22 protein-coding genes are annotated in these 25,273 nt (G+C 34.7%); 18 read left to right on the top strand and 4 right to left on the bottom strand.

Annotated features, from left to right (window positions below; translation table 11 throughout):
• Positions 1 to 499: 499 nt before the first annotated feature.
• From carB to rimI, 3 genes are all read right to left on the bottom strand, one after another.
• On the bottom strand, positions 500 to 3,697 hold the full coding sequence (gene carB, locus PQ963_06430) for a carbamoyl-phosphate synthase large subunit (protein MEN4029300.1): 3,198 nt from the start codon (positions 3,695 to 3,697) through the stop codon (positions 500 to 502).
• Positions 3,698 to 3,781: 84 nt separating this feature from the next.
• On the bottom strand, positions 3,782 to 4,864 hold the full coding sequence (gene carA / locus PQ963_06425; protein ID MEN4029299.1) for a glutamine-hydrolyzing carbamoyl-phosphate synthase small subunit: 1,083 nt from the start codon (positions 4,862 to 4,864) through the stop codon (positions 3,782 to 3,784).
• A 132-nt stretch (positions 4,865 to 4,996) separates the two neighbouring features.
• Positions 4,997 to 5,437 (bottom strand): ribosomal protein S18-alanine N-acetyltransferase, encoded by a 441-nt coding sequence (rimI, locus tag PQ963_06420; protein ID MEN4029298.1) that lies wholly within the window; start codon positions 5,435 to 5,437, stop codon positions 4,997 to 4,999.
• Between the two features lie 18 nt (positions 5,438 to 5,455).
• Here rimI and PQ963_06415 point away from each other — a divergent pair, with 18 nt between their 5' ends.
• The 4 genes from PQ963_06415 (at position 5,456) to PQ963_06400 (ending at position 10,046) form a co-directional block, all read left to right on the top strand.
• Entirely contained in the window at positions 5,456 to 5,839 is a 384-nt protein-coding gene (locus PQ963_06415; GenBank protein ID MEN4029297.1) for a UPF0146 family protein, read from the top strand.
• A gap of 47 nt (positions 5,840 to 5,886) precedes the next feature.
• On the top strand, positions 5,887 to 8,418 hold the full coding sequence (locus PQ963_06410) for a calcium-transporting P-type ATPase, PMR1-type (GenBank protein ID MEN4029296.1): 2,532 nt from the start codon (positions 5,887 to 5,889) through the stop codon (positions 8,416 to 8,418).
• On the top strand, positions 8,415 to 9,191 hold the full coding sequence (cobK, locus tag PQ963_06405) for a precorrin-6A reductase (GenBank protein MEN4029295.1): 777 nt from the start codon (positions 8,415 to 8,417) through the stop codon (positions 9,189 to 9,191). The genes PQ963_06410 and cobK overlap by 4 nt, the downstream gene beginning before the upstream one ends.
• 66 nt (positions 9,192 to 9,257) lie before the next feature.
• Positions 9,258 to 10,046 (top strand): DUF1724 domain-containing protein, encoded by a 789-nt coding sequence (locus tag PQ963_06400; protein MEN4029294.1) that lies wholly within the window; start codon positions 9,258 to 9,260, stop codon positions 10,044 to 10,046.
• Between the two features lie 50 nt (positions 10,047 to 10,096).
• Here PQ963_06400 and PQ963_06395 read toward each other — a convergent pair whose 3' ends face one another.
• A complete protein-coding gene (locus PQ963_06395) occupies positions 10,097 to 11,314 on the bottom strand; it encodes a molybdopterin-binding protein (protein MEN4029293.1) in 1,218 nt (405 codons plus the stop codon).
• Positions 11,315 to 11,646: 332 nt separating this feature from the next.
• Between PQ963_06395 and eif1A the strand changes: the two genes are divergently transcribed.
• The 14 genes from eif1A to PQ963_06325 all read left to right on the top strand — a co-directional run bounded on the left by eif1A (position 11,647) and on the right by PQ963_06325 (position 25,046).
• Positions 11,647 to 11,952, top strand: a complete 306-nt coding sequence (gene eif1A, locus PQ963_06390) for a translation initiation factor eIF-1A (protein ID MEN4029292.1) — start codon at positions 11,647 to 11,649, stop codon at positions 11,950 to 11,952.
• Between the two features lie 97 nt (positions 11,953 to 12,049).
• Positions 12,050 to 12,826 (top strand): serine protein kinase RIO, encoded by a 777-nt coding sequence (locus tag PQ963_06385; GenBank protein MEN4029291.1) that lies wholly within the window; start codon positions 12,050 to 12,052, stop codon positions 12,824 to 12,826.
• A 49-nt stretch (positions 12,827 to 12,875) separates the two neighbouring features.
• A complete protein-coding gene (locus PQ963_06380; GenBank protein MEN4029290.1) occupies positions 12,876 to 13,442 on the top strand; it encodes a KH domain-containing protein in 567 nt (188 codons plus the stop codon).
• A gap of 59 nt (positions 13,443 to 13,501) precedes the next feature.
• Positions 13,502 to 15,085, top strand: coding sequence for a DNA topoisomerase VI subunit B (top6B, locus tag PQ963_06375; GenBank protein ID MEN4029289.1), 1,584 nt, complete (start codon positions 13,502 to 13,504; stop codon positions 15,083 to 15,085).
• Positions 15,075 to 16,133, top strand: a complete 1,059-nt coding sequence (locus PQ963_06370; GenBank protein MEN4029288.1) for a DNA topoisomerase IV subunit A — start codon at positions 15,075 to 15,077, stop codon at positions 16,131 to 16,133. The genes top6B and PQ963_06370 overlap by 11 nt, the downstream gene beginning before the upstream one ends.
• Positions 16,134 to 16,254: 121 nt before the next feature.
• Entirely contained in the window at positions 16,255 to 17,184 is a 930-nt protein-coding gene (gene moaA / locus PQ963_06365) for a GTP 3',8-cyclase MoaA (protein MEN4029287.1), read from the top strand.
• Between the two features lie 69 nt (positions 17,185 to 17,253).
• Positions 17,254 to 17,697 (top strand): response regulator, encoded by a 444-nt coding sequence (locus PQ963_06360; protein MEN4029286.1) that lies wholly within the window; start codon positions 17,254 to 17,256, stop codon positions 17,695 to 17,697.
• 161 nt (positions 17,698 to 17,858) lie between these two features.
• Positions 17,859 to 18,395 carry an SIS domain-containing protein gene (locus PQ963_06355; GenBank protein ID MEN4029285.1) on the top strand — a complete coding sequence of 179 codons (537 nt, stop codon included), beginning with the start codon at positions 17,859 to 17,861 and terminating at the stop codon, positions 18,393 to 18,395.
• A gap of 149 nt (positions 18,396 to 18,544) precedes the next feature.
• Entirely contained in the window at positions 18,545 to 19,561 is a 1,017-nt protein-coding gene (locus PQ963_06350) for a phosphorylating glyceraldehyde-3-phosphate dehydrogenase (protein ID MEN4029284.1), read from the top strand.
• Between the two features lie 168 nt (positions 19,562 to 19,729).
• Positions 19,730 to 20,608 (top strand): decaprenyl-phosphate phosphoribosyltransferase, encoded by an 879-nt coding sequence (locus PQ963_06345; GenBank protein MEN4029283.1) that lies wholly within the window; start codon positions 19,730 to 19,732, stop codon positions 20,606 to 20,608.
• Position 20,609: 1 nt separating this feature from the next.
• The gene (locus tag PQ963_06340; protein ID MEN4029282.1) at positions 20,610 to 22,304 is read left to right on the top strand and encodes a glycosyltransferase family 39 protein; all 1,695 of its coding nucleotides are present in this window, start codon (positions 20,610 to 20,612) and stop codon (positions 22,302 to 22,304) included.
• Between the two features lie 10 nt (positions 22,305 to 22,314).
• Positions 22,315 to 22,950, top strand: a complete 636-nt coding sequence (locus tag PQ963_06335) for a PHP domain-containing protein (GenBank protein MEN4029281.1) — start codon at positions 22,315 to 22,317, stop codon at positions 22,948 to 22,950.
• A gap of 20 nt (positions 22,951 to 22,970) precedes the next feature.
• Positions 22,971 to 23,903 (top strand): lysylphosphatidylglycerol synthase transmembrane domain-containing protein, encoded by a 933-nt coding sequence (locus tag PQ963_06330; protein ID MEN4029280.1) that lies wholly within the window; start codon positions 22,971 to 22,973, stop codon positions 23,901 to 23,903.
• Positions 23,904 to 23,918: 15 nt separating this feature from the next.
• Positions 23,919 to 25,046, top strand: coding sequence for a DUF362 domain-containing protein (locus PQ963_06325; protein MEN4029279.1), 1,128 nt, complete (start codon positions 23,919 to 23,921; stop codon positions 25,044 to 25,046).
• Positions 25,047 to 25,273 lie beyond the last annotated feature (227 nt).

The following is a 25,273-nucleotide window of genomic DNA, read 5'->3' as shown; positions in this document are numbered from 1 at the left end:
TGAGTTATAAAACATCCTGTTTCCAACCACTAACTTTAATTCATTCTTATTTTTGTTTTTAATGGGCTTTTAAATTTACTTTTATGCAAATATTTATTCGATACCCTTAAGTCGCAGTGCATCGTGTAGCAGTGAGTTTCCATTATACAGAAACAGTAATTTTCTGTTCCCCAGGTACTTCGTGTCCATATACAATTTCTGCTACTTTTCATCATTTTGCTAACATGTAAACTCTAATCACTACATTATATAACAATTGTTATGTTATAAAAACTTAATGTTCTCACCTTGAACATGTTCAAAAATTAAATTTTAGCTTTCACAATCAGAAATTAGATCTAATGTTCTGGCCATTGGATCCTCACAGTCTTCTGCCTCTTACTTCCAAAATGTAAAAGGAGTAATGGCATTTCCTTTGAAGATAGATGGTATGGATAAGTAAAGCAGCTTTCCAGAACCATTAATAAAGATTTTGATAGCGTAGTCTTTTTAAAGGAATTTATGGATTATGATACTCATTCAATGATTTTACTCCAATTTCACCATCTTTCACTTTTTCAATGGCATTAAGGGCTGCACGGGCCCCTACAAGCGTTGTAACATAGGGTATTCCCAGTTCAATTGCAGTTCTTCTTATAAAGTAGCCATCATCTGTAGACTGCTTACCCGAAGGAGTATTTATTATAAGGTCTACCTCACCATTTAAGATTGCTTCCTTTATATTCGGAGAGCCTTGACTGATTTTCTTAATTTTTTCAATTTTTACGTGACCTTCAACCGCTCTTGCAGTTCCTCTTGTTGCCATAAGTTCAAATCCAAGTTCTTGAGCTTTTTTGCAGATATCACTGATTTTATTTTTATCTGCATCCTTAACGCTTATGAATATTTTCCCCTTTGTTGGAAGCTTCATATTGGCTGAAAGCTGAGATTTGTAGTATGATACTTCAAAATTTTCATCAATTCCCATACTTTCTCCGGTTGACTTCATTTCTGGCCCTAATATTGCATCAGCCCCTGGAAGTTTAATAAATGGAAATACTGACTCTTTAACAGCCACATGATCAATACTAATTTCATCATTTAGCCCTAAACTTTTAAGTTTATAGCCTATCATCAGTTTAGCTGCGATCTTTGCAAGAGGAATTCCAGTAGCTTTACTTACAAAGGGCACTGTACGACTTGAACGAGGATTTGCCTCTAAAATATAGACTTCTGGCTCTCCATCGGTTTTTACAGCATACTGGATATTAATTAACCCCACAACGTTGAGTTCAAGGGCGAGTTTTCTTGTATACTCTTTAATTTTATCTATAACTGATTCAGTAATTGTTTGTGGTGGTATAACACATGCAGAATCTCCAGAATGCACTCCTGCCTCTTCTATATGTTCCATTATTCCTCCAATGAATACATCTTCCCCATCACAGAGCGCATCAACATCCAATTCAACTGCATCTTCAAGGAATTTATCCACAAGTATGGGATGCTTTGGAGAAACCCTCACTGCTTCGCTCATATAATCTTCAAGTTCAGTCTTATCATAGACAATCTCCATGGCTCTTCCACCAAGAACATAGGAGGGTCTTACAAGCACAGGAAATCCGATTCTTTTTGCAATTTCCTTTGCATCTTCGAAAGATTTTGCAGTGCCATATGGTGCCTGGGGTATTTCAAGCTTCTCTAAGACCTCTGTGAATCTCCCACGATCCTCTGCACGGTCTATACTCTCATGAGATGTACCCAGTATTCTAACACCTTCACTTCCAAGCGGCACAGCAAGATTTATAGGTGTTTGTCCTCCAACCTGAACTATAACACCGTAGGGATTTTCTTTTTCAATTATATTTAATACATCCTCAAGATACAGCGGCTCAAAGTAAAGCCTATCTGCCAAATCAAAATCAGTACTGACTGTTTCAGGGTTGCAATTTACCATTATGGTTTCAAAACCCTCTTCTTTTAGAGATTTTATTGTATGGACACATGAATAATCAAATTCTATACCCTGACCTATTCTATTAGGCCCTGAGCCCAGCACTATAATTTTTTTCGCACCGTTTATATCGTCTGTGCTCTCTACTTCATCTTTATCATCATTATATGTTGAATAGTAGTACGGTGTTTTTGCTTCAAATTCTGCACCGCATGTATCTACCATTTTATATTTTGGAGTTATGTCCTGCTTTTTCCTTAGATCTCTTATTTCTTTTTCAGATTTTCCCCAAATACTGGCTATTGTCTTATCAGATATTCCATACTTTTTCAATTTTAGGAGTGTATCAGGATCATCAGTATTATCACTTATGGAGTCCCAGAGATCCACTATATTTTTCATTTTATTCAAAAACCAGGGATCTATTTTAGTTATTTTATGAGCTTCGTCTATATCTTTCATTTTTAAAATCTCAAATATATCATATACTCTGCTTATTCCTCCTTTTGGGTTTCTATGATCTAACCTTCTTTCATCGAACTGGTATTTGATATCATGAAGGTCCAGGCTTCTAAGTGCCTTTAAAAATGCTTCTTCAAAGGTTCTGCCCATGGCCATAACTTCCCCAACACTTTTCATCTGGGTTGTTAATGTATTATCCACGCCAAGAAATTTATCAAAATCCCATCTTGGAATCTTTACAACCACATAATCTATTGTAGGCTCAAATGCTGCAGAAGTTCCTGTTATTTCGTTTTTAATTTCATCAAGAGTTAAACCAACAGCCAGTTTTGCTGCAACCTTTGCAATAGGATAACCAGTTGCCTTACTTGCAAGTGCAGAACTCCTGCTTACCCTTGGGTTCATTTCAATAGCCACAACTCTCCTATTTTCAGGGTTAATTGCAAACTGAATATTACTCCCACCGGTTTCAACTCCAATTTCCCTGATGATTTTTATAGAATAATCCCTTAATAGCTGGTATTCTTCATCACTGAGTGTTTGGGTAGGGGCTACTGTAATACTATCTCCTGTATGTATCCCCATAGGATCCATATTTTCAATAGTGCAGACTATAATTACATTGTCGTTTAAATCCCTGATCACCTCATATTCATACTCCTTCCAGCCAATTATACTTTCTTCTATCAATACCTGGTTTGTAAGGCTGTACTCCAATCCTTTTGAAGCTATTTTTTTTAGCTCCTCAAGGTTGAAGGCTATGCCGCCTCCAGTTCCTCCTAATGTAAATGCAGGCCTAATTACCACAGGGTACCCTAATTTTTCTGCAATGTTTATGGATTCTTCCAGGGTATAGGCAACTTCACTCTTTAAGACACTTATTCCAACTTTTTGGCATGCTTCTTTAAAAAGCTCCCTATCCTCGGCTTTATTGATAGCATCTAATTTAGCGCCAATTAATTCAACATTGTGTTTGTCAAGAATCCCTTTATTTGCCATTTCAACTGCCAGATTTAATGCAGTTTGTCCTCCAAGGGTGGGGAGTATTGCATCAGGCTTTTCTTTTTCAATAATCTTTTCAACGACCTCAAAAGTAAGCGGTTCGATATATATTTCATCTGCCATCTCCGGGTCTGTCATTATTGTTGCAGGGTTGGAATTTACAAGAACTATTTCATATCCTAATTCTTTTAATGATTTACATGCTTGAGAGCCAGAATAATCAAATTCAGCAGCCTGGCCTATTTGAATTGGCCCTGATCCAATGATAAGAACTTTTTTTATTGTTTTATTTTTAGGCACCATATACCCCCTTTTGTACTTTATTTTGAGAGTTTAAATCCATGAGCCATTTATCTTCGCTCGAGTTTTTGCAGAACCTTTAATTTAATACTCATTTATTACCTTAAGGAACCTATCAAATACATAATCAGTATCGTGAGGCCCTGGACCTGCTTCAGGGTGATACTGAACACTTGAAACAGGAAGTTCTCTGTGTTCAATTCCTTCTGGAGTTCCGTCGTTAAGGTTTATCTGAGTCATCTTCAGCGGTGTTTCATCAACTGATGATGGATCAATGCTGAATCCATGGTTTTGAGATGTTATAGATACTTTATCATTCCTGAGGTCTTTTATGGGTTGATTTACACCCCTATGTCCAAATTTCATCTTATAGATCTTAGCTCCAAATGCAAGACCTATTATCTGCTGACCCAGGCATATTCCAAACATTGGAAGTCTTTCTGAGAGCTTTTTCACGTTTTGAATAGCTTCTTTTACCCTTTCAGGATTTCCAGGACCGCTGGATACAAGTATACCCTCAGGGTCGTAATCAAGAATTTCCCTGTAATCCATTTTGTAAGGTAAAACAACGACACCAGTTTCTCGCCTAAGCAATGCATTTATACTGTTGTTTTTTATGCCACAGTCAACTATGGCCACTCTTTTTTTAAAGTCTTCCCCCAATATTCGGGGTTCTTTTACACATACCTGATCTACGAGATCTATTTCTTCTATGCCTGGCTGAGTTTTAGCAAGTTCCAGTAATTCTGCATCATCTATTTCTTCTGTAGAGAGAGCTCCTTTCATTGTTCCATGTTCTCTAATTTTAATGGTCAGTGCCCGTGTATCCACTTCACTGATTCCTGGAATTTCATATTCTTCCAGAAAATCTGAAAGAGTCTTTGTGGACTTTAGATGTGATGGATGATGATTTTCTTCCCTTACAATGAATCCTTCTGCCTTTATTCTATCTGATTGGAACCATTTTTTAGATATTCCATAGTTTCCTTGCAGGGGGTAAGTATTCATCAATAACTGGCCCTTGTATGAAGGATCTGTAAGTGACTCCACATACCCGGTCATACCTGTTGCAAAAACTACTTCCCCTGTTTTTGTAGTTTCAAAGCCGAAACTTTTTCCATATAGAATTGTCCCGTCTTCTAAAGCTAATTTTGCTTCATTTACCATTTAATCACCGTATTAACTGTAATCTTTCCTTAAATATGTCAGTAAAATATTATAAGCAGTAATTATCTTAAACAAAAATTGTTCCTATTAAATCATTTGATTTACAGGTATTTATATATTTAAGTGAAATTGTTAAGTTTCCCCCAGTTCATTTTTCATGATGACAGCATCTTCCCCATCCTCATAATAATCTTTAAGGATCTCCTTTTCTTCAAAGCCTATTTTCCTGTAAAATTTCCTTGCATCCCTGTTTCCAATCCTTACCTCCAGTTTTATTTCTTTTACATTACATTTCTTAAAGATGGTAATTGCATGATCAACCAGTTTTTTCCCTACACCTTTTTTTCTGTATTTTTTATCTACAGCAAGAGAAATTATATGTCCTTCATCTTCATATCTGATCCAAAATATAATATATCCCACAATAATATTATAGTGCTGTGCTACCAAAAATCCTGCTCCAAGATTGTAAATGTCTATAAGAATATGGGGAGGATAAGGATCTTTAAAAGAATCTGTTTCTATTTCAAGAACTCTTTTAATATCTGGACGCTTAAACTCTCTTATTATCATGAATTCCCCGTGATAGAAATGTGGAAAGATTTTGCTCAATACATCATCGATAATTATGCAGATGCTGATAGGATAGTTGAGGTTGGTGCTGGAAAATTTGATAAAGTTGGCTCTATTCTCCAGAAAAACCTTAAAGCTAATATTGTCCTTACAGATATTAAACCTTCTTCCAATAAAATAGTTCAGGATGATATCTGTAATCCTGACTTAAAAATATATAAGGGATCATCTCTTATTTATTCTATACGACCACAACCCGAACTACAGCTATGTATTATTAAAGTGGCTGAAAATGTTGGAGCAGACCTTATAATTAAACCATTTTCCACAGAATTTGTGAGTTCTAACAAAATGAAACTTTTAAATTACAGAAAAGTTAGTTTTTATAAAATGTCAAAATAAATTAAGTTAATAATATCCTGCATAATCAAATATTAAGATGTGTTACCATGAAATGGGAAAATCTGAGTGTAGAAGAAACCTTAAAAGAACTGAAATCAGATGCAGATAACGGTTTAACAGCGAACGAAGCACAAAAACGTTCACTTCAATATGGAAAAAATGAACTGGTCGAAAAAAAGAAAAACGGACCTATAAATCTTTTTTTAAGCCAGTTTAAAGAAATACTTATAGTTATACTTATTTTTGCAGCTGCAGCTGCTTACTATGTGGGTGATGAAATTGATGCAGTTGTCATCCTCATTGTAGTAGTATTAAATGCAGTTGTTGGATTTGTACAGGAATACAGAGCAGAAAAAGCTATGGAAAAGCTCAAAGAACTTATTTCAAATGATGCAGTTGTTGTAAGGGACGGTAAAGAACAAAAAATACCTGCCCCTGATTTAACACCAGGAGATATTGTTACCATCGAAGAGGGAGATAACATCCCTGCAGATTTAAGGGTAATTCAAAGTTCCGACCTGAATGTCGATGAATCATCACTCACTGGAGAATCCCTTCCTGTTGAAAAGGTTTCTGACACCCTTGAATCTGGAGAAAAGAGCACACGTAACATGGTTTTCATGGAAACCAGCGTAACATCAGGCAGGGGAAAAGGTGTTGTTGTAGGAACAGGTATGGACACTGCAATCGGTAAAATAGCTGAAATGATACAGGAAAAAGAGGAAAAAACACCTTTACATCAAAAAATATCAACACTGGGGAAAAATTTAGGGATCCTTGCAGTTGGTGTGTGTTCAATGGTATTTGTATTACAGTACTTGCAGGGCATTCCTCTTGTGGAAACCTTCCTTACTGCAATTTCTTTAGCAGTTGCTGCCGTCCCTGAAGGACTTCCAGCAATTTTAACATTAACACTTGCCCTTGGAATGCAGAGAATGGCCAGATGCAATGCAATTGTTAGAAAGCTCCTTGCAGTGGAAACTTTAGGTTCATGTAATATCATATGTACAGATAAAACAGGTACTCTTACTGAAAACAAAATGACTGTAAGGGAAACCAATATAACTGCCCCTGAAAGAGCATTTGAAATATGTGCCCTGTGTAATAATGCCAGTTTAAACGAGGGAAAGGCTATAGGAGACCCTACAGACGTAGCAGTTTTAGCTTTCGCTGAAAAGAATGGTTACTTAAAATCAGAGCTTGAAAAGAAATATCCAAGGATTTACGAGATTCCTCTGGACAGTGTCAGGAAACGGATGACCACTGTAAACGAAATAGGTGGAGAAAAATATGTTCTGGTTAAAGGAGCTCCTGAAATAGTTTTAAACAAATGCTCATGGATTGAAAAGGATGAAAGAGTCCAGAAAATTACAAAACAGGATAGAGAAGCTGTATTATCTGATCTAAAAAATATGACCAGTAAAGCGCTTCGTGTTCTTGCCCTTGCATACAAAAAAATCCCACACGATGAAAGCAAGTTTGATACAATTCACAAAGACGAATTAGAAAAAGACCTTGTCTTTGTTGGCTTAGTTGGGATGATGGATCCTCCAAGAGCCGAAGCGAAAAAAGCAGTTAAAACATGTATTAAAGCAGGGATTAAGGTGGCGATGATCACGGGAGATCATAAAGAAACTGCAGCAGCCGTTGCAAGAGAAATTGGAATACTCACCGATGGAAAAGTGATTACAGGGTCTGAAATGGACAGGCTTACTGATGCAGAATTTGAAAGCATCGTAGAAGATGTTCAGGTTTATGCTCGGGTTTTTCCAGAACAAAAGGTTAGAATTGTAGAGGCACTCAAAGATAAAGGCGACGTTACTGCAATGACTGGAGACGGTGTAAATGACGCGCCAGCCCTAAAAAAAGCAGCTATTGGAGTTGCCATGGGTAGCGGTACTGATGTGGCTAAAGAATCATCAGACATGCTTTTACAGGATGATAACTTTGCTACAATTGTTAGGGCAGTTAAAGAAGGACGTACCATATTTGATAATATCAGAAGATTTGTTAGATTCCAGCTTTCAACTAACATTGGTGCCATACTCACCATCACATCTTCCTCCATCATGGGCCTTCCTGTCCCTTTTAACCCCATTCAGGTTCTATGGATAAACATTATTATGGACGGTCCTCCGGCGCAGGCATTGGGAGTTGAACTACCTGAAAAAAATGTTATGGAACGTCCCCCTCATAAAGAAGAAATAATCCCCCGGAAGAATCTTCTAAAGATGGTTATTGCAGGAATAGTAATGACTGTGGGTACGCTTGCACTTTATTTATATGAACTCAGTATTGGAGTTGGTGATTTAAAGGCAACCACAATTGCATTCACTACCTTTGTAATGTTCCAGATATTCAATGTATTTAACTGCAGATCAGAGAGAGGATTTTCAAACAAATTCCTGATTATAGCAATTGGAACATCGCTCCTACTGCAACTATGCATTATTTATATCCCATTCTTCGAAGGGATCTTTAGAACAGTTCCCATATCTCTAATCGACTGGATATTGATTCTTGCAGTTTCATCCACAATCCTTATCAGCGATTGGGTGGCTGAGAGGTTCATAAAATGAATATAATGGTAATGGCCGGTACTAAAGATGCTACAAATATCATTAAAAAACTTAAATCAGCTGGAAAATTTAAAGTGCTGGCCACAACCACCACAAAATACGGAGCAGAAATAGCAAAAACAGCCGGAGCAGATGAAGTTCTCTCTGGTAGATTAGATGAAAAAGATCTAACAGATCTGATAAAAACAGAAGAAATTAAAGTCCTGGTTGATGCAACCCATCCTTTTGCTGCCGCTGCAACTAAAAATGCTGTAAACGCATCAAAAGCTGCCGGAATTAAATATATAAGGTTTGAAAGGCCAGAAGAAAATTTGGTTGAAGATAGCCTTATTCATAAGGTATTTTCATTTGAAGAGGCGACTTTAAAGGTTTTGGAAATAACAGAAAAAAACAGCAGAGTCCTTCACCTTGCAGGGGTTTCAACTCTGAATCACATTACTGAAATGGTGGAAAATGACCGGGTTTTTGCAAGAGTACTTCCATCTCCTGATTCAATTCAAAAATGCCTTGATCTGGGATTAAAACAGAAAAATATAATTGCAATGCATGGCACATTTTCAAAAAGCTTCAACAAAGCCTTAATAGAAGAATACAATATTTCTGTAATTATAACTAAAGAAAGCGGAAAAACTGGAGGTACAGTCTCCAAAATTAATGCTGCTCTGGACTCAGGTATTGATGTAGTGATGGTTATTCGCCCTGAAGTTACAGAACTGAAAAATAAGACTATTTTCACCAATATAGATGATTTATGCAGTTTTTTAAATAAGTGATCTGCAGCGTTGCAAAAACGCTTTTAAAAATGTTTTGGGGTTTAATATCAATTAAATGGTGGATAAATGGATTTAGAAAATATTTTCATGGCCTATGAAGGAATAAAGGATGATCTAAAGTTCATTACAGGTTCCGATGTTAAAGCGAAGATCATCATTGCCTTAAAAGGCCAGCAGAAAAATTTATCTAATCTAAAAATAGACATCAATGTCACTTCTTCTACAATTCTACACAATATGAAACAGTTAGAGAAGAAAAAAATTGTAAAAAAAGAGTTTCAAGACTATTCACTATCACAAACTGGAGAAATTATTGCATTAAACATTACGGGCATGATTAATACTGCTTGCATGGTTAAAAAAAACAAAGGATACTGGTTGAATCATGAAATAAATAGCATTCCTGAAGACTTAATCAATAAATTAGAATGCTTAGGAGATATTGAAGTTTTAAAACAAAAATCAAGATTTGATGTATTTAAAAAGTCGATGATTAAATCAAAAAGTGTAAAATGGATTTATAACGATTCAACTAACGAAAAAATATTATTAGAAACAATATTCGATGTAAAAAAGAGTTTAAATCTTATTTCAACCGAACATTTCCTAAGTGAAGTTTTAAGAATAAAAAATGAAAATCCCGGTAAATCATTTAAAAACATCAGATTATGGCAATATAATAAAGATTTAAAGTTAAATTTAATTGTTTTAGATAATTCCATATTCCTAAATTTGCCTCATGTGAATGTATACAACGATAACAGGTTTTATTTAATCAGTGAATGTGAAAAAGGAGTTAAATGGGGAAATGATCTATTTTATCATTATTTAAATCAAAGTGAAGAGCTTAAATAGGTTATAATGCTTTAAAAGTTTTAAAGCTACTTTATGAAGCAGAAATATATTCAGTAGCTTTCTAAAAGCACCACTTCAATTTCTGTCCCTTCCACAACCATCTCCATGTTTTTAGGAATTTCAAAATAACCATCAGCCTCTGCAATTGCAGTTATAGCCCCAGAATCTTTTAAAATTGGGTGTGCACGTTCTCCTTCAATTTTAACAAGAACATATTGATGTCTTCCCTTCGATGAATGATACCTCCGCCCTATTTTAAGTTTTAATACATCAGATTTACTGGAAATCCTTCTTGAAGCAATTTCCCGCAAATATGGGGCTACAAAAACATGGAAAACAATTAGTGCTGCTGCAGGATACCCTGGAAGTCCAAAAATGGGCTTATCTCCAATCATTCCAACTATTGTAGGTTTACCTGGTTTAACTGCAATACCATGTACCAGTACTTCACCAATATCATCTAAAACTGTTTTAAGAACGTCTCCTGTCCCTGCAGATGTCCCCCCAGAGGTGATTATAATATCAGCATCTGTAGTTTTTTCTATTGTATTTTTTAAGTCTTCATAATCATCACGAGCCACGCCAGAATATACAGGAGTGCATCCACATGATTTTACAGCGTTTACAATTGTATAGGAGTTTATATCATATATTTTGCCGTATTTCAGCTCTTTATCATATCCAATAATCTCATTACCTGTAGAAATTACAGCAATAGCTGGTTTTTTAAAAACTTCAATTTTTCCAATTCCAACTGCAGCTAAAACCCCTATTTTATCATGAGTTAGTAAAGTACCTGTTTTTAAAAGAAGATTTCCTTTAGTGATATCTGAGCCTTTAGGTGCAACATGCTGGCCCATTGTAACGCTCCTATAGATATAAACATTCCCATTCTTATTTTCTGTAAATTCAACCATTATTACTCCATCAGCGCCTTCAGGCATTGGCGCTCCTGTGTTAACCTCAATACAGGTTCCTTTTTCAACCTTTCCTTTTGCAGCTTCACCAGCCTTTACTGTTTCTACAACTTTCAAAACCACAGGTTCGTCCTCAGAAGCACCGAATGTATCCTCTGATTTAACAGCGTAACCATCCCTTGAAACCCTATTAAATGGCGGAAGATCAATAGCAGAATATACATCCTCTGCAAGAACTCTTCTGTGGGCTTTTTCCAGTGATATTTTCTCAATTTTCCTTTTAAATGGAATTTTTTTTATTAAGTCCTGCACATCTTTTGAATCAGTTATTTTTAAAAATTCTGTTCCCATTTAAATCACTTATTTTATCTTATAATTGGTTTGATATCCATTTTTTTCAATTAATTTTATTTTCTTGTTTTTAATATAATTAAACTACTTAGAATTTCTAAAATTCGATTAAAGTAAAGAGCAAAAATAAAAATTATTTTAATAATTTTAGTAGACTCTTTTATATATTATGGTGAACATATATTTTATTATATAAATTAGATGATTATTTTACTACGAAATTGCTGGATTTGTCAAAAAAAGCCAGAATTATCAGTATTTATATAATTGTTCATCTTATTTTTATATAATGACAATATCATGAAATTTTTTTAACTGAAGGAGGAGAGTATTTGAGTAGAGGACATGGACAGGACACACAACCGATTAGAAGGGTAAGATCCCCCAGAAAGGGAGAAATACCCGGTGTAGTTGAGCAAATTTTAGGTCATGGTAAAGTGAAAGTCAGATGTGCTGATGGAAAAACAAGACTTTCCAGAATTCCCGGAAAAATGAAAAAAAGAATATGGATTAGAGAAGGGGATGTTGTTCTTGTAAAGCCATGGGAGTTTCAAAGCGATGAAAAAGCAGATGTTATATGGAGATATACAAGAACAGAAGCAAACTGGCTTGAACGTAGGGGTTATCTTGATTTATAATCCTTTAAATAATTTTAAGTCATCATATTGATTTAATATAAAATATTACTACTTTTTAGTTTTAGTCTCAATTAATCAAACCCATGCTGGGAGTTAAATGTGTTCAAAAATATCAAAAGCAGATGATATTTTACAGAAAATATTATCTGAAAAAAGGATTAAAAGTGTGGAAGATAGAAGAGTTGGAAGCGAGGTATTTGACGCAATAACTCTTAAAACACTTTACAAACTTACAAATACTGGTAATATTCATAGTCTAAATGGTGCAATAAGTACTGGAAAAGAGGCCAATGTATTTAAAGGTGCTGATAAAGATGATAATTTTGTAGCAGTGAAAATATATAGAGTTACAACATCTGATTTTAAAAAAATGCAGACTTACATACAGGGAGACCCCAGGTTTCATGTTAAAACAGCAAACAAAAGACAGCTTATTAATGCATGGGTGAATAAAGAATTTAGAAACCTTCAAAGAGCTGCTGATGCTGGGGTAAGGGTTCCAAAACCACTTGCTGCTAAAAACAATGTACTGGTAATGGAATTTATTGGTGATGATGAAGGTAACGCAGCGCTTCCCATGAGATATTCTGATATTTCAGACCCTCATAAACTTTTAATTAAAATAATTAATTACATGAAACTTTTATATCAGGATGCAGGTCTTGTACATGGAGATCTTTCAAGCTACAACATTTTAATTCAAAATGATGATCCTGTGATTATCGATATTTCACAGGGGATGACTCGAGATCACCCCATCTCAGAAGAGCTTTTAAACAGAGATATAGAAAATATAATAAAAGATTTTAAAAAACTAAAGGTTCATGTAAACTTTGAAGATGTTAAAAGCAAAATTACAGGTTTATCTGGATAGAAAAGTATATTATAATGGATATATTAATATAATTTTGTGAGGTGAAAAAATGCCAAACACCGAATATCTTAAGATTCCAAAAGAAAGGGTTGGAGTCCTGATTGGAAAAAACGGTGCTACAAAAGAACATATTGAAAATATGACCAGCACAAAACTGGATATAGATAGTGAAACTGGCAGCATCACCATAGTTCCAAGAGATACAATGGAAGATCCACTGGCTGTTTGGAAGGTTCGATACATTGTAAAAGCAATAGGAAGAGGTTTTAGCCCTGAAACTGCTCTTAAATTACTTGATGATGAATTTATTCTTGAAATAATCAATTTATCAGATTTTACCCGTAAATCAAAAAAAGCCATATTGAGGCAGAAAGGCAGAATTATAGGTAGAGAAGGGCGGACAAAGGAAATAATCACTGAAATGACTGGTGTTGATGTTTCAGTATATGGTAAAACAGTGGCACTAATTGGAGATATGGAAAGAATTCAGATTGCAAAAGAAGCTGTTCAAATGATACTGGACGGTGTTAGGCATAAAAGTGTCTATTCATTCTTAGAAAAGAAAAAACAGGAATTAAAAAGGAAAGAATTTGAAAATATCCTGATTAAAGAATAACCATCATTTTATTATAATTTTAATACACTATCTAATCATAAAACTTAAGGAGGCCAACTTTGGAAAAACAAATTTCTGCAGAAAGAGAAGCATCAGAGCTCTTTGAAGAGTTTAAAGAACTTACAGCATCTGAATTTTTCAGAAGAAACAAGCAAATGCTGGGGTTTTCAGGTAAAATAAGATCGCTTACAATAGTTTTTCACGAGTTAATCACCAACAGCCTTGATGCTGCTGAAGAAGCAGGTATTTTACCAGAAATAACAATAGAACTTAGGAGAGTGGACAAAGACCATTATATTTTACATCACAAAGACAATGGGCCTGGTATACCTGAAGACTATGTTACAAAGGTATTCTGTACCATGTTTGCAGGTTCCAAATTCAGAAATATCCAGTCAAGAGGACAACAAGGGTTAGGTTGCAGTGGATGTGTTCTATTATCACAAATGACCACAGGAATGCCTGTTAAAATCACATCAGGATATAAACAGGGAGATAAGATTAAAGGTGTGGGCATGACATTTAAGATGGATGTCAAAAAAAACAGAGGTCTTATCCTGGATAGAAAAGATATAGAACTTGATTCAACAGGTGTAAGCACGGAACTTCACTTTAAAGATGTTTCATATTCTTTAAGTGAACAGGGAGCATTTGAATACATCAGAAGAACCATGATTGCAAATCCTCACGCCAAAATCATATTCAAGGATCCAACAGGTCACAGATATATATTTGACCGGGCTACAGATGAAATTCCTCCAATGCCAAAAGAAGTACTTCCACACCCCAAAGGAGTAACCGCAGACGATTTAATCTTTATGGCAAAGCACACAGATAAGAGAAGATTTAGAAGCTTACTTACAAGTTCACTTTCCAGAATGTCCAGTAAGAGAGTTGATGAAATTCAGGAAATCACAGAAATTGACTTTAACAAACGTCCAAAAGATATGAAATGGGAAGAAGCTGAACAAATTGTGGAACTGTTCCAGAAAATGGACTTCATGGCTCCTCCAACTTCAGGGTTAATTCCAATAGGTGAAGAACAGATTGAAAAAGGTATGAGAGAAATACTCGAACCAGAATACGTAAAAACAATCACCAGAAAGCCCAAAACATATAAAGGGGGAGTTTCATTTGTAATTGAGGCGGGGATTGCCTACGGTGGAAAATCTGGAAGGGTGGTAGGTGAGCAGAAAAAGGCAGAGATAATGCGTTTTGCAAACAGAGTTCCCCTTACCTTTGATCAGGGAAGCTGTGGTATAACTGAAGCTTTAAAAAGCATAGATTGGAAACGTTATGGAATAAAAGACCTTGAAAATGCTCCAGTAACTGTTTTTGCAAATATTGTGTCCACTCATGTGCCTTACATGTCCACAGGAAAACAGAGTGTTGCTCCTGAAGAGGAGATCATGAATGAAGTAAGACAGGCCACCATGAAAATTGCAAGAAGCTTGCAGAAGTATTTAAATGCAAAAAGAGCTGCTAAAGAAGAAGCGATGCGTTCGAAGATATTTGAAACATATGTACCTTTAATATTAAAAGAAGCAGCAATACTTGCTGAAGAAGATGTTCCAGAATATGATGCAGTGTTAGCTAAAGTTACAAGGAAACCAAAAATATCAGGGGATATCAATGCTAAATAGAAGAGAAATCGCAATAAACAAGCTCAAAGGGTTAGGAGCACGAATTATAGAAGACGTTAACAGTGCTAACGTTCCTTCAATTAAAGTACCTTCCAGAGGTACTTCTAATTTGGTTTACGACGAAGCCAAGAGATACTATGTTCTTGGAGATAGATATGGTAAAAGATCCCTTGGTAACGTTAAGCAAATTAAAAAAATAGCTCAAATGGTCTACACAGCTAATTTCTGTAAAGACCTTATAAAAACAAATAAAACAGCTACTTTAAGGGAGCTTTATTATATTTCAGAAAGTTGGGAAGAAGTTGATTTTGGAGATCAGCAGGAATCAAACATTGTTGGGGAAGACCTGGAAGTTACACTCGGAATGTCCAGAGAAGACCTTGGTTTAATGCCAGAAGAAGATGGAGCTTCTGTTTATGGTAATCTTGTTGTTAAAGAAGATGATGTTGAAATTAATGCTATAAAATCAGGTAAATCAGGATATACTATTTCTCCTACAATTGATGATGTAGAATTTGTAGATCACGATGTCCAGAGAGTAATTGCAGTAGAAACAATGGGTATGTTTCACAGATTAGTTCAGGAAAAAGCATATGACAAATTTGATACGCTTATAGTTGGACTTAAGGGTCAGGCCGCCAGGGCAACAAGAAGGTTCCTTAAAAGAGTTAATGAAGAGCTTAATCTACCTGTCTATATCTGTAACGACGGAGACCCATGGGGATTCCATATCGCCATGGTAATAATATCTGGAAGTGCAAAGCTTGCACATGTTAACCATGACCTTGCAACACCTGATGCAAAGTTTTTAGGAGTAACTGCAAGTGATATAATTAATTATGACCTTCCAACCGATCCCTTAAAGGATATAGATGTTTTAAGACTTAAAGAACTGCTTAAAGATCCACGTTATAAAGATGAATTATGGAAAACTGAAATTAAGAAAATGCTTAAAATTGGGAAAAAGGCAGAACAGCAGTCATTTTCTAAATATGGTCTTGAATACGTGGTTGATACATATTTACCTGAGAAACTTGACGCAATGTAGAAACTTTAAGTTTCCAGCTATTTTATTTTTTTCATTTCATCCAACTACAAGTTATATATCCCTTAAATCCTAATCAATTATAACTATCAAAAAAAATCACGATCAAGGGGACAGAACACAGATGACAGTGTCAGATAAGTTTGAAAGACCAATAATTTCTCTTAGAATCTCAATAACCAATCGCTGCAATGTTCGATGCTTCTACTGCCATCACGACGGAATAATTCCAGGAAGCTATGAAATGACTCCAGATGAGATATGCAGAGCTGCAAAAGTGGCTGCAGATACTGGAGTTCAAAAAATAAGGCTTTCTGGTGGAGAACCATTAATTAGGGATGACATCATTGATATTGTGGAGAAAATAACAGCTATTGGATTTAAAGATGTAGCTTTAACTACTAATGGCACATTACTTGGAAAATATGCCCATAAATTAAAATCTGCTGGTTTGAATCGTGTCAATGTGAGTTTTGATACTCTAAATCCTGAAACATACCGCTTTATAACTAAAAGAGATTATATTAAAAATGCAAAGGAAGGAATTAAAAAAGCTTCAAAGGCAGGGCTTTATCCAGTTAAGGTTAATATGGTAGTAATGAAGGGAATTAACCATCATGAAATATGGGACATGTTCCAGTTTTGCAAAGAAAATAAAGCAATTTTACAGCTTATAGAGCTTTTAAAAACAGATAATTGCCCAGATAATGGCTTTTATGATGAATACCATTTTAATATGGATAAAGTTGAACAAAAGCTCACTAAAATAGCAGATAAAGTTAAAACAAGGCATTTTATGCAGGACCGGAAAAAGTACTTTGTAGAAGGTGGGGAAATTGAAGTTGTTAAACCCATGGACAACACTCAATTTTGTAAAAACTGCACCAGAATTAGAATAACTCCTGAAGGGAAAATTAAACCATGTTTACTTAGAAATGATAATTTAGTTGACCTCCTGGGGCCAATGCATAAAGGTTATTGTGATGATGAGCTTAAAAAATTGTTTTTAAAGGCTGTTAGAGATAGAGAACCATTTTTTACAGGTAAATGTTAATTTTAACTTTAATACCATCATCTTTATTTTAAAAATAAGCACAAAAAATCAAGATAGCTGAGGAATTGAATGAATAAAAAATATATTCCTGTGGAAATACTGCTTGTTGAAGATAATCCTGCAGATATACGCCTGATTATGGAAGTTTTAAAGGATTTTAAAATAAAAAACAATTTAAATGTAGTTACAGATGGCATAAAAGCAATGGAATTTCTAAATAAAGAAGGAGAATATCATGATTCTCCAACACCCAATTTAATCTTACTGGACTTAAATCTGCCCCGTAAGGATGGACGTGAAGTGCTTAAAGAAATTAAACAAGACAAACGCTTTATGTACATCCCTGTTGTTATTTTAACCACGTCAAAGAGTGAAGAAGACATTTTAAATAGTTACAGGAATCATGCTAACTGTTTTATCACAAAACCAATAGATTTCAAGCGGTTTATGGAAGTTATACATACTATTGAGGATTTCTGGATTGGTATGGTTAAATTACCTCCTTCCAGATGAATATATAGAAAAAAATGATTGCTGATTTTACACCCGATTTCCATAAACATTACTATTTATAATTACTTATCTAAAAAACATGATAAACCCCACTTCCTGTTTTTAAACCAAAGTATTTTATAATATCAGAATATACTAATTATAAATGAACTGGTGTTTTTATGTTAAGGCTCGTGCTTGAAGAGATAACATCTCACATTAAATCCATGGAAATTGATGATAACGCTACAAAACTCATGGAAAATTATTTGTGTGAAGCTACAAAAGTTTTTATATGTGGTTTTGGAGAATCAGAACTTGTTGGAAAAGCTTTTGCCTCAAGACTTAGCGGAATCCGCAGGGATGTATACGTGGTCAGTGAGACCATTGTTCCTGAAATTGATGAAGGAAGCGTTCTAATAGCAATATCTGGATCTGGGGAAACTGAACCAACATTAACCATTACAAAAAAAGCAGTGCAAAAAGGTGCAAAAATTATATCATTAACTTCTTTTACTGGTTCACCTCTAAACCAAATATCTGATGTTGCAATTGAAATTCCAGGTAGAATAAAAGCAAAAACCAAAAACTACATAGAAAGAAGAGTAGCTGGTGAATATGAGCCTTTAACACCTTTTGGAGCCTTATTTGAGATATCTGCAAGGATATATCTTGAAGGTATCATTGCAGAACTTGCAGATAAGAATATCTGTTCATAAATCCTCTTTTTTAGCAACTACTGTGATTATCCCGTCTTTTAAATATTAGGTAATCACGTAAAAATTTTATTTACAGGAATAATTTTATCTTAAATTAAACATAAGATTCTATCGTAAATTTAAATTAAAAATTTGAAGGAGTTGATCTTATGAAATCCGTGGGGATAAATGGATATGGAACAATAGGTAAAAGAGTAGCAGATGCTGTTTCTGCACAGGATGACATGAAAATTGTAGGAATTACCAAAAGAAGCCCTGATTTTGAATCCCGAATAGCTGTAGATAAAGGTTATGACCTTTACATAAGTGCTCCTGAAAGGGAAAGCTCTTTTGAAGATGCAGGTATTAAAGTAACTGGAACTGCTGAAGAACTCTTCGAAAAACTGGACATAGTTGTAGATTGTACTCCAGAAGGTATTGGCGCTAAAAATAAGGAAAATATTTACGAAAAAATAGGTTTAAAAGCCGTATTTCAAGGTGGAGAAAAACACGATAATATAGGGCTTTCATTTAACTCATTTTCAAATTATGAAGACGCTTACGGGAAAGATTATGCAAGAGTAGTATCATGTAACACCACCGGACTCTGCAGAACCTTGAAACCAGTTGATGACCTCTGCGGAATTAAAAAGGTAAGGGCAGTGATGGTTAGAAGGGGTGCTGATCCCGGGCAGGTTAAAAAAGGTCCAATCAATGCTATAGTCCCTAATCCTCCAACCGTGCCTTCACACCACGGTCCTGACCTTCAAACAGTAATGTATGGTCTGGACATTACCACAATGGCTCTCCTGGTGCCTACAACATTAATGCACCAGCACAATTTGATGGTGGAACTTGAATCCCAGGTCAGTGTTGATGATATAAAAGATACCTTAAATAAAACTCCAAGGGTTCTTTTACTTAAAGCAAGTGAAGGTCTGGGGTCAACAGCCGAATTTATGGAGTATGCTAAAGAATTAGGCCGATCCAGAAATGATTTATTCGAAACTGGTGTTTGGGAAGAATCCGTGAATATTGCCCATGGAGAACTCTACTATATGCAGGCCATTCACCAGGAATCAGATGTTATTCCTGAAAACGTGGACGCAATAAGGGCCATGCTTGAAATGGAAAATAATCCCCAAAAATCTATAGAAAAAACAAATAAGGCCATGGGAGTTCTTTAGCTAAAGAATATATACCCTTTTATTTTTTTAATTTATCTTAATATTTTATAAAATACAGTGAAATACGCTCGTTTTTAATAAGCACTGATTTTATTAAATTGAAGGAACATACATTTTAAAGTTGATGCCTAAATTAAATTACAATCCCCTTGATTTAGAGTGTATAAAATGATAAAAGAACTGATAGTTTCAATGCGTCCAAGACAGTGGTACAAAAATCTGGTTATTTTTATCGGGATTGTATTTTCATTAAATCTCTTAAACTTTAATCTCTGGATCGATGCAGTTGCTGCATTTGCAGTTTTCTGTGCACTTTCAGGCAGTGTTTATTTAATTAATGACACTCTGGATATTGAAAAGGATAGAAATCATCCTAAAAAGCGTTTAAGACCTGTTGCATCTGGTAAGTTAAAACCTGCACATGCAATGGCATTTTCACTATCAATAATTATAATAGTCATGGGCATTGCCTATTTAATCAATATACTATTTTTAGGCGCAGCAATAACATTTTTCCTTTTGATATTGATTTACTCAGTATTTTTAAAACACGTTATTATTGTGGATATAATGATAATATCAACAGGGTTTGTTATAAGGGCTGTTGCTGGATGTTTAGCAGTGGGTGTACTTATTTCTCCATGGCTTATAATCTGTGCATTCCTCTTAGCATTGTTTTTAGGGATTGGAAAGCGGAGACATGAATTAGTACTACTTGGAGAAAAATCAGGAGATCATAGAAAAATTCTAGATAGTTATTCTACAGAAATGCTTGATCAGATGATAAATATTACTACCAGCGCTTTAATCATGTCATATTCCCTCTATACATTCTTTACCGGTAAAATATTCATCATGCTTACTATTCCATTTGTATTTTACGGTATTTTTAGATATATATATCTTGTTCATACTGAAAACTTTGGAGGAGAACCTGAAATGCTATTTAAAGATAAAGGAATGTTAATGAGCGTGGTTCTATGGGTGTTACTGGTCATATCTGTGCTATATGGAAATTATGTATTTCGGTTTTTAGGAGTATTTTAGAGTGCTAAATAAATTTTATCTAAACTTAAGTTCACGAAATAGAGATATACTTATTACAGTGTTTTTAAGCATTTTAATAGTGATTACAAGGATTCCATTCGTTAGTAAGTATCTTTATGAGTGGGATTCTGTAAATTACGCCTTAGGATTTGAAAATTTTAATATTTTAAACCATCAACCCCACCCTCCAGGATATATATTTTATGTAGGACTTGGAAAATGGCTTAACACAATTTTTAACGACCCTAACACTACCATGATATTTATCAGTATCCTGTTTAGTATTCTAACTCTCGTATTAATTTATTTCCTCGCTAAGGAAATGTTTTCAAGGCAGATTGCTATAATATCTTCCCTATTACTTGTTTTTAACCCCCTGTTCTGGTATTATGGAGAAATAGCCACGATTTATCCAAGTGAAGCATTTTTTGCTTCTCTAATCGCATTTTTATCTTATAGTGTGTTTAAAGGAAAAGAAAAGTATTTTTATCCTTCAGTATTAGCTTTGGGCCTTGCAGGAGGGTTCAGGCAGGATATAGTAGTATTTATGTTTCCTTTATGGTTATTCTGTCTTTTTTACAATAATAGAGAGCCTGTAAGATTTATAAAGGCATTATTAGTGCTTATACCTTCTGTTTTAGTCTGGTTTATTCCTACAATTCTATTTTCAGGGGGTTATGAACAGTATTCCCAGGCATCAGCCACATTATACAAAATGTGTTTCCCCAGATCGTCCCTCCTCTTTGGATCAACCCTTATTAATAGGCTTTCAGCTATTGGGGCATTTTTTGCATGGACAGGAATTGGTTTAACCTTTACAGGATTGTTTATTTTAGCATTATTCAATAAATATCGTGGTACTGGTCCAATACACTTATTTAGGCTTAATATCAAAAATCCAAAAGTAATATTTGTTACTTTATGGATATTGCCTGCGTCCCTTGTTTATGTGCTGATTCACATAGCCAAGCCCGGTTATATTCTTGTATTCGTTCCTATTTTAACTATTATTTTAGCGTATTTTGCAAATGAGCTTTGCAGATGTTTAAATATAAAATACCCGGTATTTTCTCTTAAAAAATGGATCCGCATAGTTCTTACAGCTACTATAATATTTAACTCTGTATTTTTCTTGTTTCCATATAACATAGATGAAGAAAGGCTATGGGAAACCCCAATCAGCAGTTTGAATCCTTATGAAAGGATAATATGGGGAATTGATACTTCATTCATGTATGGTAGTGGAAAAATAAATTCAAACGACCACAGTACCCATGCTTATCTTGATGCTATATCCAAAGTTCCAGGAACCAGTTCCAACAATACTCTTATCATTATGGGGGAAATAAACAGGGGAAATGAAGGTTTTAACTGGCGTAAAGCCATGTATTATCTGCCAGATTACAGAATTTATTACTTAATAGAGGCTGAAAACTTTATAACATCTCCATGGTATGGTAAAAATCATACCAGTAAATGGGCAGATTCTAATACATTTAAAATTCCACTGGATAATTCAACTGAAAAAATTATATGGATAATAAGCGATAAATCAATCTATTTCCCACAAATTACCTCCCAGATAAATGTAAAAACTATTAATCTATCTGATGGTAAGAAGATATACTATTCAGACATAAAAACTAATAAGATAAAGAATAATGAATTAATTTTCCAGGGGCCCAAACAATTTTAGGGGTTTAATCATGAAATACGACCTTCATGTACACTCAAAATATTCATCTGATGGATTTCTAAGTCCAGAAAAAATAGTTAAAATTGCACAAAAAAGAGGCCTTTCTGGAATTGCAGTTACAGATCACGACACCATTAAAGGGGGCTTAGAGACAAAAAAATATGAAGACGAAAATTTTAAGGTTATAATCGGTTCAGAAGTATCCACATCTAAAGGGGAGGTAATAGGATTATATTTATCTGAAGAAATAAAATCAAATCATTTTCATGAAGTTATAGATGAAATAAAATCTCAAGAAGGCATAGTTGTTGTCCCCCATCCTTTTGATGTAATGAGGAGATCCACATTCCATATAGAAAAAAAAGACACTGGTAACATAAATAGTATAGAAGTATTCAATTCCCGGTGTGTTCATGATAAATACAATCAAAAAGCTTGTGAATTTGCAAAAATTAATCATTTAGGAATTACAGGAGGGAGTGACGCTCATTTTGCAAATGAAATTGGGAATGCAGGAATAATTACAGAGACTGAAGATGTTAGAAAATCAATTTTAAAGAACAATTTAAAGGTGTTTGGAAAAAGATCAACCCCTTTAAACCATGTATTAACAAAGATTGTAAAAATGAGTAGAAAATATTTTTAATTTAACTACGGTGGAAAAGATTGATAAAAAATAAATTCTGGCTGATTATTCTTTTTGCAGTGGCTGTTTATTTAATAATGGCAGTATACGCAGATTTGGATAATCTATTATCTGCTATCCAGCACTTTAACTGGATATTTTTTATTGTAATGATAATTTTAACTACAACAGCCTATTTTATCCGGTTTTTGAAGTGGAACTATTTCCTTAAAAGTGTAGATATCCATCTAAATTTGAAAGATAATCTATTCGTGTTTTTAAGTGGTCTTGGAATGATCATAACTCCTGCAAAAGTGGGGGAAATATGGAAAGGATGGCTCATAAAAGACATGAATGGGGAGAGTTTAAGTAAAACTGTCCCGGTTGTAATTGTAGATAGGCTTACAGATTTAACTGGCCTGATTATACTCTCAACACTTGGAATTCTGTATTATAAAGAAGGATCCTATATCCTGATCATTTTGATACTTTTATTTACCGGATTTTTTGCCTCCATAAAGTCAAAAAAGATTTCCGGTAAAATTATAAGTATCCTTGAGGTAAGAGCAAGTAAATATTCTAAAGACATTAAAAGAATGCATTTAACTTTTGAAAAATTGATGGGCCCTGAAAATATATTCACCATGTCATTTTTAAGTGCGTTTGCATGGTTTTTTGAATGTTTAGCCTTATATTTTATAATTATTGGATTTGGAGAATCCATAAGTGTTTTAATGTCCACATTTGTATTCAGCTTTGCATCGTTAGCAGGGGCAGTGAGCATGATCCCGGGAGGTATTGGAGTTGCAGAAGTAACATTTTCTGGATTACTGCAATATTTTGGGATAGGAGCTGCAACATCTGTGGGTGTGGCATTGATAATAAGATCTGGAACACTCTGGTATGGGACGATTTTAGGATTCCTTGTATATTTCATCTTTAAAAAAAGAATTATTAAAGGAACTACAAAATAAAAGAGAGGTGAAACAATGTCTAAGGTTGCAGTTATGAAAACTTCACCAGAAACTGTTGTTGAAGATTATAAGCACATTATGAATCTATCAGATTACACAAAATCATTATCAAAAGAGAATAAAACCATTTTAAAACTCAATCTTTCATGGACACTTTATTATCCTGCCTGTTCCACGCCCCCGTGGCAGCTTGAAGGCGTTTTAAATACTTTAAAGAGAGATGGATATCATGATGTTGTGGCTGTTGAGAATCAAACCGTGGTAACTCATCCATGGAAAGGAGCATACTATAATAAATGGCTCCCCCTTTTAAATCAGTACAGAATAGATTTTGAACCATTAACAGATGTAGAATGGGTTTCTTACAGGCCTGAATCTGAAATGCTTGCCATGAACGAAATTTTTGGGGAAGTTTATGTTCCAGAAATGTTTTACAACTCCAATGTGATTCATTTTCCCACAGTAAAAACCCACGGCCACACCACGACCACAGGAGCTATGAAAAATGCCTTCGGTGGTTTAATCCCCAAGTACAGACACCATGCCCACAAAAAAATACATGAAGTCCTTGTTGATTTACTGATAATTCAAAAAGAAATTCACAAAGGAATATTTTCAGTTATGGACGGATGCGTCTGTGGAAATGGAGCAGGGCCAAGGACCATGGAACCATTTTACGGAAACATAATTTTAGGAAGTGAAGATCAGGTAGCTATCGATGCACTTGCAGCAAAAATCATGGGTTTCGATCCCCTGAAAATAGATTACATTAAAATGGCTCATGATAAAGGGCTTGGAATGGGTGACGTTGACCAGATAGAAATAGTTGGAATAGATGAGGGGGAACTTAAGAAGATGAATTTCGGATTTCAGACCATAAAAAGCCCTGTTATCAGGTGGGATCAGCGCTTAAGAAAGAAAACAATGGGCATGAAAAGACTGCATGCACTTCTTTTCAATTCACCAATCTTTAAAACATTTATTTTTGCCTCAGAATTCTACCATGACAGATTATGGTATCCTGTAATTGGAAAAAAGAAAATAGATGAATATAAAAAGACAGAATGGGGCCAGATGTTTGAGAAGTACGAATACGGTGATTTTCCAAAATACAGCAAAGTAAAGGAATGGGATCCTTATTAGTATTTAAGGAGATATGATAAATTTTATAGAAGAATTGAAAAAGTTCTTAATTTAGAATAGGGCCAGATTAGTTTAGATTTAAAGCTCATATTTGGCTGGGTGATTTTACTTTGTTGAGCCAGAAATCCTGGATGGATTGTATCACGCTTATAAAGTGGTCTAAATCAACAGGTTTTTGGATATAGCAGTTTGCATTATTCCTGTATGTGTTTATAATGTCTTCTTCA

This window comes from Methanobacterium sp. (assembly GCA_039666455.1).
Classification (GTDB): Archaea; Methanobacteriota; Methanobacteria; order Methanobacteriales; family Methanobacteriaceae; genus Methanobacterium_D.
The sequence above is the reverse complement of the archived record's forward strand: the minus strand, read 5'-3'. Positions and strand labels throughout refer to the sequence as shown.